The following is a 13624-nucleotide window of genomic DNA, read 5'->3' on the forward strand; positions in this document are numbered from 1 at the left end:
ACCGCCTTCGCGAGCAAGCCCGCTCCCACAGGGGATCTGTGCCAGGCGCAGATTTTGTGGGTAGTACGTGACCAATGTGGGAGCTGGCTTGCCTGCGAAAGCGGTGGTTCAGCTAAAGCTTCAGTGGCTGACACACCGATTTCGCGAGCAAGCCCGCACAGGGGGATCTGTGCCAGGCGCAGATTTTGTGGGTAGTACATGACCAATGTGGGAGCTGGCTTGCCTGCGAAAGCGGTGGTTCAGTTAAAGATTCAGTGACTGCCCCACCGCCTTCGCGAGCAAGCCCGCACAGTTAGGTCAGGGGGCGTCAGTTTGATAAGCGTCGTAGCCGCGGCGCGTACGCTCTATCTCTTCGACCAACCGGTCAATGCCCGCCAACCGCGCCCGGTTGTCATGATCCCAGGGATGAAACCCCGGCTTGAAGTAATGCAGCCACGGCCGGAACATCCGTGGAAACACGCCTTTGGGCCCATACAAGAATTTAACCATGCGCCACAGCCCCTTCAGCGTGCCACGCGAAGTGCGGTCGGCAATCAACAGGCGCACGTGAAAATCCAGCACCACCACCCAGAACAGCACGCTGGTGGTCAGCATGGTCCCAGTGCGCAGCAAGTAACGCGCAGGCCCTGGCTTGATCACTGTGTTCCACACATCGAACGCCACGGCTTTATGTTCGGTTTCTTCCAAGGCGTGCCAGTACCACATCTGCTGGTAACCCTTGAGTGAGTCGCCAAAGCGCGACGGGTCGCTCAGCAGGATTTCCGCGAGCATGGCGGTGTAGTGTTCCAGAGCGATGGTCACCGCCAGGTTGAACGAGGGCGGCAGGTGTTTTTTCTGCAGGTCGAGGAAGAACTTCAAGCGTCGGTCAAGGGTATGCGCCGGCAGGCCGGCCGCTTGCAGCAAGTCGTTATAGGCCACGTGTTCGCGGCTGTGCATGGCCTCCTGGCCGATAAACCCCTGGATCTCTTTTTTCAGTTCGGCATCGTCGATCTGCCCACGGTAGTGGCGCACGCTGTCCATGAAGAACAGCTCGCCCTGGGGAAACAGCAACGACAGGGCATTGAAGAAATGGCTGACCACAGGCCCTTGTTCGTGCCAGTTCTTGATGCGCTCGGCAGGCAAGGCAAAACGGATATCGCGACGGATCGGCAACATGCTGCGTGCTCCTGTTCAGAGTCGAGGCTCGTCGTTGGTTTCAAACACTGGCGTACGCGGCTTGGGCGCCATGCGTTTGCTGGCAAACACCACCAGCGCCTGATAGGCCGCCGGCAGGCAACGGGCGAGCAGGTCGAGGAAATAGGCATCGCGGCCAATCAGCACGCGGCGCTTGTTTTTGCGTACGCCTTGCAGGATCACGTTGGCGGCCTGGTCGGCGTCAGTGATGAAGAGCTTTTCGAAATCGGCGCGGGCTTGTTGCTCGCTGTGGATGAGAAAACCGGTCATGTTCGCGTCGATGCGGCTGCTGCGGCAGATGTCGGTACGAATGCCACCGGGGTGTACACAGGTGGCCGACACGCCGCAGCGTTGCAGGTCGAGTTCCTGGCGCAAGGCTTCGGTGAAGCCGCGCACGGCGAACTTGGTGGCGTTGTAGCCGCTCATGCCCGGCTGGGCGAACAGGCCGAACACGCTGGACGTATTGATGATATGCCCGTCGCCGCTGGCCTTGAGGTACGGCAGGAACGCCTTGGTGCCATGCACCACTCCCCAGAAGTTGATGCCGACGATCCATTCCAGGTCGGCGTAATCCACCCCTTCGACGGTGCTCGACAGCGCCACCCCGGCATTGTTGAACACCAGGTTGACCTGGCCGTGCTCAGCCGCACAACGCGCTGCCCACGCCTGCATGGCTTGGCGGTCGGAGACGTCCAGCACCTGGGTGGTGACGGTAACCGGCGACAACGTCGAGGCGCGGATCAGGTCCTGGGTGTGTTCCAGGCCCTGGCTGTTTTTGTCTGCCAGCGCCAGGTGACACCCTTCCCGCGCCAGGGCCAGGGCCAGTGCGCGGCCCATGCCGGAAGCCGCGCCCGTGATCGCCGCGACGCGGCCGTTGAATGACTTCATGACAGGCTGCCTTCTGTGGTGGAGTGGGGCGTTGCAACCGCTCGCGGGAGGGCGGGCGTCGGCGCCTGGCTGACGCTGTAGTCCTTGAGGGCAAAATGCCGGGTGACCTGCTTGAAGCGCCAGGTCGAGCCGGGCCACAGCGTGGTGTTCTTGCCGGTACGCGGGTCGAGGTACCAGCTCTGGCAGCCGCCGGTGCTCCAGATGGTGCGCTTGAGTTTGTCCTGCAACTGCTGGTTGTAGGCGTGCTCCACGGCAGGTTTGACCTCCACCGTGGTGATGCGCTGGCGCTGCATGTGTTTCAGGGCATCAAGGATGTACGCGACCTGGGCCTCAATCATCAGGATCATCGAGTTATGCCCCAGGCCGGTGTTGGGGCCGACGATCAGAAACAGGTTCGGGTAGCCCGGCACGGTGGTGCCTTTATAGGCATGGGCGCCATCGCGCCAGGCGTCCATCAGGTCGATGCCGTCACGGCCGATGATGCAGCCACGGGGCAACGGGTCGCTGGCCTGGAAACCTGTGCCGAAGATCAGGCAATCGGCGGGGTGCTTGATACCGTCGGCAGTGATCACGCCGTCGGCTTCGATGCGCAGCACGCTGTCGGTGACGACTTCGACATTGCTGCGCGAGAGTGCCGGGTAGTAATCGTTGGAGATCAGCACGCGCTTGCAGCCGATGGTGTAGTCCGGCGTCAGGGTTTTGCGCAGGGAAGGGCGGGCCACCTGTTTGCGCAGGTGACGCAGGGCGATTTTCTGCACCATTTTCATCAGGCGTGGATGCAGGGCAAAGCCCACCACGCGGCCTTCCAGTGCCCAGTAAAGTGCAGCGCGTACCAGCTTCTGGGTGAGCGGCAGGTGCTTGAACAGCCACCGTTCGACCGTTGAAATCGGCCGATCGGGTTTGGGCATGATCCACGGCGGCGTGCGCTGGAACAGGTCCAGGTGCGCTACCTGCGGGGCGATCTGCGGCACGAACTGGATGGCGCTGGCACCGGTGCCGATCACCGCCACGCGCTTGCCCTTCAAGGCGTACTCGTGATCCCACTGCTGGGAGTGGAAGCGCTTGCCCTTGAAACTGTCCAGCCCTGGGATATCTGGCATTGCCGGGCGTGACAAGCCCCCCATGCCCGACACCAGCACCCGTGCGCTGACCTGGCGGCCGTCGCTGAAGGTCAGCTGCCAGCGCTGCTGCTGTTCATCAAACAGCGCACGTTGCAAGCCCATGCCAAAGCGCAGGTAAGGCGCTAGCTCGAAGCGCTTGGCGCAGTCTTCCAGATAGGCACGAATCTCGGGTTGCGCCGCGAACTGTCGCGTCCAGTTCGGGTTGGGCGCAAAGGAAAACGAGTACACATGGGACTGCACGTCGCAGGCGCACCCTGGGTAGTGGTTGTCGCGCCACGTACCGCCGAGTGTCTCGGCCTGTTCGGCGATAAAGAAGTCGGTGAGCCCGGCCTCCTTGAGTTTGATCGCCATGCACAGGCCCGCGAACCCGGAGCCAATGATGGCGATGTCGATTGAGTCACTGGGGGCATTCATAGGGCTGCCTCGTCAATAAAGCGCTTGGGCATCGGATGTGCTCCTGTTTTTGTTTTGTCTTTTAGATAGAACACCATTGCAAAGGAAAATTGAATTATTTATTTTAAAAAAGATTTTAAATAATCTACCTGAAAAATTCGCCTACGCTAGGGCCTTGTTGCGCATGAGCGATTTGTCCGACGGACGAACGTGGTATGCATGAAGTCTAGGTCCAGGGTGTGGACGATGGCTGAGGCCAGGCTAATTCCGGTCGGGTCGCCAGCAGCAGGGAAGCAGAGGACCGAGCTATGGCTGTGGAGTGGGTTGTCGCTGCGGGTGTGCTGGTGGGCGCCAGCGCGGTGTTATGGGGCTTGAGTGCCTGGATGACGCGGCGCATTGAAGCGACCGTGCCGATCAACGGGCGCTTCGTCGAGGTGGATGGCGAGCGCTTTCATTATGTCGAAGAGGGCAAGGGCCCGCCGCTGGTGATGATTCACGGGCTGATGGGCAGTAGTCGCAACCTGACCTATGCCTTGTCCGGCCAGTTGCGTGAGCATTTTCGCGTCATCAGCCTCGACCGGCCGGGCTCAGGCTATTCCACCCGGCGCAGCGGCACGCCAGCAGACTTGCCGGCCCAGGCGCGACAAATCGCGGCCTTTATCAAGACGCTGGACCTGGACAAGCCGCTGGTGCTGGGGCACTCCCTGGGCGGCGCGATTGCCCTGGCGCTGGCCCTCGACCATCCCCATGCGGTGTCTGGGTTGGTGCTGGTTGCGCCCTTGACTCACCCCCAGCGCATGCTGCCGCTGGTGTTCCTGTCTCTGGCCGTGCGCCCGGCCTGGCTGCGGCGCTGGGTGGCCCACACCTTGACCCTGCCCATCGGCCTGCTGACCAAAGACTCGGTGGTGAAGGGCGTGTTCGCCCCGGACCCTGCGCCGCCAGACTTCGCCAGCCGTGGCGGCGGCTTGTTGGGCATGCGCCCCGACAACTTCTACGCCGCGTCCACCGAGATCAACCGGGTCAATGATCACCTGCCGGACATGGTCAAGCGCTACCCCCAACTGACCCTGCCCATCGGCCTGATCTACGGTGGGCAAGACAAGGTGCTCGACTTCCAGAAACACGGCCAAGCCCTGGCCAGCAAGGTGCCAGGGCTGAAAATGCAGGTGATCGAAGGCCGCGGGCATATGTTGCCGATCACCGCCACCGAGCGCGTGGCGGCGCTGGTGGAGCAGGTGGCCAAGCGGGTTCGACCCGGTGAAAACGTCAGACCGTTACAGCCATCTGTAGCCTTGGCGAGCAAATAACGGTGCTACTCGACTGCGGTTCATTGGCGTTGATGCCTGCCCTGAATACCTGACCCAATGGCTGAAAAGAGACTGCTCGGTCACGGAAAAAAGGGCTGGAGAAACTAGTTGACGACCTAACGATTCCGCGCTATTTATTTAAAAAAATATTTCAATGTGTAATTTGAAATTATTTTTGAAATGCCTAAGAGCGAATAAAATAATGAAAAAAACGCCTTTTATCGCATGCATGATTTTTCGCAGCAGTCAGCGCATCGCTGCCGCATTGCCTACCGAATGTGTTCGGAGGCTGCCATGAACCAGACGCTGGCAGCTGCGAACGTGTGGGCCGACGGCAAACGCCACCTGTGGTGGCTCGGCATCATGCCGCTGGCCACTCCCTTACTCTCTGGCGCCCTTGCCATCACCACAGGCGTGCAACAACTGTGGTGGGTGGGCGTGCTGGTGATCTTCGGCTTGATCCCGCTGATTGACGGCCTGCTCGGCGAAGACGTCAGCAACCCGCCCGAATCTGCGGTCAGCCACCTTGAATCCCAACGCTACTACCGCTGGATCGTCTACACCGGCGTGCTGTTTGTGATTGCCTCGGTGGTCATCACCGGTTGGCTCGCCGCAGGCGGCATCGACTGGATCATCAACGGCGGCTTGTTGCACGCCACGGCCACCCTGGAACCCTCAAGCTGGCTGGCCAAGACCGCCGCGTTCATCACCGCACGCACTGAACTTCACGGTGAAATCAGCTGGTTGACCTATGTGGGCATGGCCATGTCCACCGGTGCCGCCACCGGCATTGCCATCAACACCGCCCATGAGCTGGGGCACAAACCCAAGCCCCTGGAAGTGTTCCTGGCCAAGGTTACTCTGGCGCCGACCTTCTACGGGCACTTCTACACCGAACATAACCGTGGCCATCACGTACGGGTCGCCACGCCGGAAGACCCGGCCAGCTCGCGCCTGGGTGAAAGTTTCTGGGCTTTTCTGCCGCGTTCGGTGTGGTTCAGCGCCGTGTCGGCCTGGAACCTGGAGCGCGAACGCCTGCGCAAACTCGGCCTGCCGGCGCTGCACTGGAAGAACGCCGTGCTCAGCGCCTGGATGTACAGCGTGGTGTTGTGGGGCGCGATGATTGCCTGGCTGGGGGCGGCGGTAATTCCGTTCTTGATTATCCAGGGCATCTACGGGTTCTCGTTGTTGGAAGTGGTGAACTACGTCGAACATTACGGTCTCAAGCGCCAGAAGTTGCCCAATGGCCGTTATGAACGCTGCTCGCCGCGTCACTCGTGGAACAGTAATCGCATTGTCACCAATATCTTTCTGTTCCAGTTGCAACGGCACTCCGATCACCATGCCAACCCCACGCGCAGTTATCAGTCGCTGCGTCATTTTGATGAGTCACCGCAACTTCCGTATGGCTACGCCAGCATGATTGTCTGGGCTTATGTGCCGTATTTGTGGCGGCGTCGAATGGACCATCGCGTACTGAATCACTATGCCGGTGATATCAACCTGACCAATCTTCAACCGTCAAAACGCTTGAAGTACCTGGAAAAGTACAGCGGTAGTGCCAAGCCGTTTTGAGATGAAGTAAGCCTTCAGGGTGTACTCGGGATCTGTGTATCGCGCAGGTTCTGATCGCCCGAAGTATTGAGTGCAAGCACCTGGTTTGACCCTACAACAATAATTTCAAGGGAAGGACGTACACCATGCAAAGTTCTGCCAAGTTCACCGCCCACATCTTCTTGGCGGCCATGGGCCTGATTGTGTATCACCAGGCCCAGGCTGCGCGTATCGAACCCGCGGGCAGTGCCTTCACTGCCCAGGGGCCTATCAGTTTTTCCAAAGGCAAGCTCATCAGTGCCGATTGCACCATCAAGGTGGCCGGCAAGGTTGCAGCCGATGGCTCGTCGGTGAATGTGGACAAGGTCGAGTTCGACGGTGGCCTCAAGTGCAGTCGCGTCGAAGCTATCAACTTGCCTTGGGTGTTAATCGCCAAAGACACAAAAAGTGGCTCCATGTCGAAGATCAGCGTGGATGTGCATGCCTTCGGCCTGGGCGGCAAGTGCGGGCCTTCGACGGCCGACGGTACTTGGGATAACGCCACTGGCAAGTTGGAAGCCAGCGATGTGGCGATTGGCGAAGACTGCAAGATCAAGACGGTGTCGATCAAGATGCCAACCAACTTCAAAGTTGTCGAATAACGCGTTCCGACTGTTGCAGCGGTAAATACATTGAAATTTGGCTGGAAAGGGAAGTTCTGCAGTTTCACCGTGACCTCTCGATCATGGCCATTACCCCTGGCGAAATGAATCGCCATAACATGTGAGGAAAAACAATGAAAAGCTTGAAAACTCTCGTGTCGCTCTCTGCCTTGGCTGTTTGCATGGGTGCTGCTTCCATGGCCAATGCCTACAGCATCACGCCGGTTAATTCGAACTTTACGGCGCCTGGCACTATTTCGGTGAAGTCACCGTCGTCCTATCAGGCCACCGTTAACTGCACCGCCAACTTTACCGGCAACGTCGACGCCACTGGGGTGGCCAAGATCACCGGGGTGACGGTGAGCGGTAGCGGCCTTTGCGCATTGCCAAAAATCACTGGGTTGCCATGGACATTGACCGCCACCGGCCCAGCGGCAGGTTCGGTCGCCAATGTCGGCTATACCATCGCCTCTTCGGTTCTGTACCCAGCCTCTAACTGTGGCCCATCGACCATCACCGTGGGCTACAGCGGTGGGGTGCTGACGGCGGCCAACCAGGGGCTCAGCGGCAGCTGCACCGTGGTGAGCTTGAGCGTGACCCCAAGCCCAACCTTCACCATCGTGCCTTGATGGCCGGTCGGAACACTGGGTTGATCACCTGCTGAAAGACTGGCGCCTTTACCGGGCGCCAGTTCAGGCAGTGCCGGGCAGCAAGACGAACGGGCGAGGCCGGTTCACAGGGATAACAAAAAGGAGTGCCGCATGAATAATAAGAAACAACACGTGCAGGTTTTGCTGGGGCTGGCGTTAATGGGAGGGGTAACCGCCTTCATCGCGCCTGCACAGGCTGGCGGTTTTTCAACCCCGACCTACGGCGCACCTGGTTGGGGCAGGGCGTTTGCCGGCGGCTCGTTGTTCAAGAACGACCCGAGCTCGGCTTACAACAACCCGGCCGCCATGGCGTTTGTCGAACACAATGTTGCGCAATTCACGGTCGACTATGCGCGCATCAAGATCAAGTACAAGGGCAGTGCCTCGGATTACGCCGGCAACCCGATTTCCAGTACGCCGTTGGACGAGAACGGTTTTCCCGATGGCGCCGCAACCGCTGTCAATAACAACGACGGTGGCCAGGGCGGCTTCACGGCCTGGCTGCCCACCGGCTTCATGGTAATGCCCTTGGGCGACCGGTTTGCCTTCGGCTTGAGCCAAGTGGTGCCACAGGGCATGCGCTCCACTTGGAATGAAGACTCCAAACTGCGCGACTTTGCCGTGGATACCAAAATCGAAACCGTCGGGCTGACGGGCTCGCTGTCGTTTAAAGTCAACGACCAGTTCTCCGTGGGGGGCGGCATGATCGTGCAGCACAGCAAGGGCTTCGTCAGCCAGAACGTCGACCTGTTGTCCGCTGCGGCAGTGTCGGACTCCGAGCTTGGCGGGATCAACTTCCCCTCAGACGTGGGCCATGCGCTGATGCGGGTCAAGGTCGACAATATTTCCACTGGCTGGTTTGCCGGCGTGGTGTGGAAACCCACCGAGCGCGACACTTTGGGTTTGAATTACCACGCCAAGATCAAAAACAAGATGACGGGTAAGTACAACCTGTACGCCGACCAGTTTTCCTATAACCTCATGACCCAACCCAGCCCATTCGGGGGCAACGGTACGTTGGTCAACACCGCCTACCCTGGCCTGGAATTGGCCCCCAACGGTGCGCATGCAAAGGTTCAACTGGATATTCCTGCCACGGCGGGCCTGGATTGGGTGCATCAGTTCAACGATCGCCTGACCCTGGGTGCCAGCGTCACCTGGACCGAATGGTCGTCGTTCAAGGACCTGACCCTCGACTCCGGCGACATGCGCATTGTCTCCATTCCCTACAACTACAAAAACACCTGGATGTACTCCCTGGGTGGTGACTACCGTGCGACCGATGAACTGACCTTGCGTGCCGGCGTGGCTATCGACCAGACGCCTACACGTAACTCCACCCGCGATCCACGCATCCCCGATGGTGATCGTACGTTCCTTTCGCTGGGGGCTGGCTACGATGTGAAGGCGGTCAAGGGCCTGAGCCTGGATGTGGCCTATTCCCATCAGTTCGTACAGAAGGTCAATCTCAAGACCAAGAACATCGACCGGCTGGGCGGCGCAAGCCTGGATGGCAAGGCCGAGTCTTCCGGTGATGTGGTCAGTTTGTCGGCGACCTATGCGTTCTGACGGGGCCTGAGGACGATGGCGGAGGGCGGCAAGCGCATCTTGCAGCCTTCCTCCGAGGTGCGTCCTTCTACATAGCTGTGATGTGTGTCGGTGATAACAGGCTGAGGCATTCAGCCGTGTTTTTTTGGCTTATTGATTAAATAAAAATTTCAAAACAAAATTTGAATTTGCTCTTTGAAGTTTGTAGTGTGGTTTTCAGCCGCAGTTCATATCGAGCTGCCCACGCGTTTGCCACGCCCTGAATCAAGTAGAGGTATCCCCATGCTTATCTGGTTATTGGTGGGTCTCGCCGCCGCGATTGCCCTGGCGTATCGACAAGCCGCCGCCACCTTGTGGTTGGGCGCTGGCCTAGTCTGGTTGGCGGCGGGTTACCTGTTCAACGTGGTGGCCGTGCCGGGCATGACCCTGGCGGCAGTGCTGGTGGTGCTGCCCGCCTTGGTGATGGCGGTCAAACCGCTGCGTCGCAAGCTGCTGACCGCCAAGGCCCTGGGCCTGTTTCGCACGATCATGCCGGCGATGTCCGACACCGAGCGTGCGGCCATCGAGTCCGGCACCGTGTGGTGGGATGCCGAGCTGTTCAGCGGCAAACCCAACTGGCAGCGCCTGCTGCAAGCCGCGCCGGCCAGCCTGAGCGTCGAGGAGCAAGCCTTCCTCGACAACGAAGTCGAAACCCTGTGCGACATCGCCAACGACTGGGAAACCACACAAGTCTGGCAGGACATGTCCCCCGAGGGCTGGCAGTACACCAAGGAGGCCGGGTTCCTCGGCATGATCATTCCCAAGCAGTACGGCGGCAAAGGTTTCTCCCACTACGCCCATTCCCAAGTAGTGATGAAGCTGTCGACACGCTGCTCGGCGGCAGCGATTTCGGTGATGGTTCCCAACTCCCTCGGCCCGGCCGAGCTGTTGCTGCATTACGGCACCGACGCCCAGCGCAACTACTACCTGCCGCGCCTGGCACGCGGTGAAGACATCCCGTGTTTCGCCTTGACCAGCCCGTATGCCGGCTCCGATGCCGGCGCGATCCCCGACCTGGGCATCGTCTGCAAAGGCATGCATGAGGGCGAGGAAGTACTGGGTTTCAAAGTGACCTGGGACAAGCGTTACATCACCCTCGGCCCGATTGCCACGGTGCTGGGCCTGGCGTTCCGCGCCGAAGACCCGCAGGGCCTGCTTGGCGCGCCAGGTTCCCTGGGCATTACCTGTGCGTTGATCCCCACCTCCCATCCAGGCGTAAACAGCGGCCGGCGTCACTGGCCGTTGAATGCGGTCTTCCAGAACGGCCCAACCACCGGCAAGGATGTGTTCATCCCCTTGGAGTGGGTGATCGGTGGTCGCGAACAAATCGGCAACGGCTGGCGCATGTTGATGGAATGCCTGGCGGCAGGCAGGGCAATTTCCCTGCCTTCGGCCAACGTCGGCCTGGGTAAAGTGGCGGTACGCGGTACCACCGCCTATGCGGCGATGCGCAAGCAATTCGGCCTGCCCATCGGCAAGTTCGAAGGTGTGCAGGCGCCATTGGCGCGTATGGCCGGGCATCTGTATGCGTGTGATGCGGTGCGCAAGGTGTCGGTGGCGTCCCTGGATGCTGGCGAGAAACCCTCGGTGATCTCGGCCATTGCCAAGTACCACGTCACCGAGCGGGCGCGGATCATCGTCAACGACGGCATGGACATCGTCGCCGGCAAAGGCATCTGCATGGGCCCCAATAACTTCCTCGCCCGTGCCTACCAGCAAAGCCCCATCGCCATTACGGTGGAGGGCGCGAACATCATGACCCGCTGCCTGATCATCTTTGGCCAGGGCTTGATTCGTTGCCATCCCTACGTGTTCCGCGAGATGGAAGCGGCGCACAACCCCGACCGGCGCAAGGCCCTGGAAGACTTCGACAGTGCGATGTTCGGCCATGTGAGTTTTGTAGTAGCCAACACCGTACGCGCAGCGGTGCATGCCCTGACCGGCGGGCGCCTGATTGCGGCGCCGGCCAAGACCGACCCGGCACTGGCTGCCTACTACCGCCAGGCCAATCGGCTGTCGGTGGTGCTGGCGCTGATCTCGGATATTTCCATGGGCGTGCTGGGCGGCGCCCTCAAGCGCAAGGAAAGTATCACCGGGCGCCTGGGGGATATTTTGTCGCAGCTGTACATCCTCTCTTGCGTGCTCAAGCGCTTCGAGGATGACGGCAGGCCCCAGGCGGACTTGCCGCTGGTGCACTGGGCGGCCCAGGACGCGTTGCTGCGCGCCCATGAAGCCTTGGCCGAAGTGCTCGACAACTACCCCTCAAAACCCGCTGCAGCGGTGGTGCGCGCCTTGAGTTTTCCGTTTGGCATCCCGCTGCGCAAACCATCGGACCGGCTGTTGGCACAGGTGGCGCAGGTGGTGCAGACCCCTGGCGAGACCCGCGACCGTTTGCTGGCCAATTCCTATATCCCGCGTCCGGAAGTCGACAAGCTGGCGTATGGCGAACTGGGGTTCCGTTTGTTGCCCCAAGTGGAGTTGATCGAGGCGCGGCTCAAACCCGCCATCAAGCAAGGTCTGCTCGGCCCGCTGCCGATTGCTGCCACGACCTTTACCGATTGGCGCGTCAAGGCGCGGGCGCTGGATTTGATCAGCGACGACGAAGACGCCTTGCTGGCGCGCTATGTGGAATACGCCGACCACGGTATCCAGGTGGATGACTTCCCCCAGGACTTTGGTTTGCTGGAGGCCCTGCAGCAGCGTAAGCAGGCGCTCGAGCCGGTGGCCAAACGGCGCAGCGTCCCGGTCAATTAATAGAAACCCGGCCCCCACGTGGGAACTGGATTGCCCTAACTGTAGGAGCGAGCTTGCTCGCGAAAAACTCACAGGCGCCGCGTTCATTCAGGCAGCCCGCGTTATCGTTGACGTTTTTCGCGAGCAAGCTCGCTCCTACAGAGGGTAATCCAGTTCCCCACATTTGATCGGGTTTACCAGCCAAGAACTGTGTTGTGAGTGAAACCCTCTATGAGTGACAGCTACCTTTCGTTCGTCAATTCCCCCTGGGGCCGGCGCCTGGCCCAGGCCGTTGGCTTGCCGCAACCCTTGGCACTGCAACGGCATCGCAGCGGCCAGGCCGGCCTGGCTAACCCGGTGATCATCGCCGGGGCAGGGCGCCTGGTGGCCTCGGTGCAGCGCCTCTTCAGCGCCACTGATACCGTCGCCGCGACCCCGGCGACGCTCAAGGCGCCGTCCACGGTCAAGGTGCAAGGCGCGGTGTTCGATGCCAGCGGGGTGGCCGACCTGCAACAGCTGGATGAGCTCTACCTGTTCTTTCACAGCAATGCCAAACGCCTGGGCCAGCATGGCCGGGTGGTCGTACTGGGCACCGCGCCCGAACATTGCCACAACTTGCCCCAGGCCATCGCCCAACGTGCCCTTGAGGGCTTGGTGCGGTCGCTGGCCAAGGAGCTGCGCCGGGCGATCACCGTGCAATTGCTGTACGTGGCGCCGGGCGCGGAAGACGCGCTGGACAGCAGCCTGGGGTTTTTCCTGTCGCGCCGCTCCGCCTATGTCTCGGGGCAAGTGGTGCGCCTGGAAAAACCGGTCGATGGCCACGCCGCCGTCAACTGGGACAAACCCTTTGCCGGCAAACGCGCCCTGGTCACCGGCGCCTCCCGTGGCATCGGCCTGGCAATTGCCCAGGTGCTGGCGCGCGACGGTGCCCATGTGGTGTGTGTGGACGTGCCCCAGGCCCAGCAAGCCTTGCAGCAGGCGGCGACCAGCGTGGGCGGTTCGGCGTTGCCCCTGGATATTACCGCCGCCGACACCGTCTCACTGTTGCAAACCCACGTCAGCCAATACGGCGCCTTTGATGTGGTGGTGCACAACGCCGGGATCACCCGCGACAAGACCATCGCCAAAATGACCGAGGCCGCCTGGCGCAGTGTCCTGGCAGTCAATCTTGAAGCGCCGTGGCAGCTCAGTGAGGCCTTGCTCGACAGTCAGGGTTTGAACCCTGGTGGACGCATTGTGTGCGTGTCGTCGATTTCTGGCATCGCCGGCAACCTGGGGCAGAGCAACTACGCCACGTCCAAGGCCGGGGTGATCGGCCTGGTACAGGGCCTGGCGCCGCGTGCGGCCGCCCGGCAGGTCACGGTCAACGCGGTGGCGCCTGGCTTTATCGAAACGCAGATGACCGCGAAGATCCCGCTGATGATCCGCGAAGCGGGGCGGCGCATGAATTCGTTGTCCCAGGGCGGCCAACCCATCGACGTGGCCGAGACCATCGCCTGGCTGGCCCATCCGGCGTCGGGTGGGGTCAATGGCCAGGTGGTGCGGGTGTGCGGCCAAAGCCTGTTGGGAGCCTGACC

10 protein-coding genes are annotated in these 13624 nt (G+C 60.8%); 7 read left to right on the forward strand and 3 right to left on the reverse strand.

What is annotated here, in order from left to right; all coding sequences use genetic code 11:
* Window positions 1-297: 297 nt before the first annotated feature.
* From A7K61_RS20495 to A7K61_RS20505, 3 genes are read right to left on the reverse strand one after another with little or no spacing between them, the layout of a single operon-like run.
* Window positions 298-1155, reverse strand: a complete 858-nt coding sequence (locus tag A7K61_RS20495) for a metal-dependent hydrolase (RefSeq protein WP_069558241.1) — start codon at window positions 1153-1155, stop codon at window positions 298-300.
* Between the two features lie 15 nt (window positions 1156-1170).
* Window positions 1171-2061 carry an SDR family oxidoreductase gene (locus A7K61_RS20500; protein ID WP_069558242.1) on the reverse strand — a complete coding sequence of 297 codons (891 nt, stop codon included), beginning with the start codon at window positions 2059-2061 and terminating at the stop codon, window positions 1171-1173.
* A complete protein-coding gene (locus A7K61_RS20505) occupies window positions 2058-3596 on the reverse strand; it encodes an NAD(P)/FAD-dependent oxidoreductase (protein ID WP_047710677.1) in 1539 nt (512 codons plus the stop codon). The genes A7K61_RS20500 and A7K61_RS20505 overlap by 4 nt, the downstream gene beginning before the upstream one ends.
* 287 nt (window positions 3597-3883) lie before the next feature.
* On the opposite strand from A7K61_RS20505, the gene A7K61_RS20510 reads away from it, so the two are divergent.
* The 7 genes from A7K61_RS20510 (at window position 3884) to A7K61_RS20540 (ending at window position 13622) form a co-directional block, all read left to right on the forward strand.
* The gene (locus A7K61_RS20510; RefSeq protein WP_069558243.1) at window positions 3884-4882 is read left to right on the forward strand and encodes an alpha/beta fold hydrolase; all 999 of its coding nucleotides are present in this window, start codon (window positions 3884-3886) and stop codon (window positions 4880-4882) included.
* A gap of 294 nt (window positions 4883-5176) precedes the next feature.
* Window positions 5177-6457: an alkane 1-monooxygenase gene (locus A7K61_RS20515; RefSeq protein ID WP_044273412.1), complete on the forward strand. Its 1281-nt coding sequence runs from the start codon at window positions 5177-5179 to the stop codon at window positions 6455-6457.
* A 125-nt stretch (window positions 6458-6582) separates the two neighbouring features.
* Window positions 6583-7077, forward strand: a complete 495-nt coding sequence (gene praA / locus A7K61_RS20520; RefSeq protein WP_032892163.1) for an alkane oxidation protein activator PraA — start codon at window positions 6583-6585, stop codon at window positions 7075-7077.
* 134 nt (window positions 7078-7211) lie between these two features.
* Window positions 7212-7706 carry an alkane oxidation protein activator PraB gene (gene praB, locus A7K61_RS20525; protein ID WP_003190764.1) on the forward strand — a complete coding sequence of 165 codons (495 nt, stop codon included), beginning with the start codon at window positions 7212-7214 and terminating at the stop codon, window positions 7704-7706.
* A gap of 132 nt (window positions 7707-7838) precedes the next feature.
* Window positions 7839-9296, forward strand: coding sequence for an outer membrane protein transport protein (locus tag A7K61_RS20530; protein ID WP_047710680.1), 1458 nt, complete (start codon window positions 7839-7841; stop codon window positions 9294-9296).
* 261 nt (window positions 9297-9557) lie between these two features.
* A complete protein-coding gene (locus A7K61_RS20535) occupies window positions 9558-12068 on the forward strand; it encodes an acyl-CoA dehydrogenase (protein ID WP_069558244.1) in 2511 nt (836 codons plus the stop codon).
* 210 nt (window positions 12069-12278) lie between these two features.
* Entirely contained in the window at window positions 12279-13622 is a 1344-nt protein-coding gene (locus tag A7K61_RS20540; protein ID WP_069558245.1) for a 3-oxoacyl-ACP reductase, read from the forward strand.
* Window positions 13623-13624 lie beyond the last annotated feature (2 nt).

It is taken from the genome of Pseudomonas sp. AP42 (assembly GCF_001728935.1).
Classification (GTDB): domain Bacteria; phylum Pseudomonadota; class Gammaproteobacteria; order Pseudomonadales; family Pseudomonadaceae; genus Aquipseudomonas; species Aquipseudomonas lactis.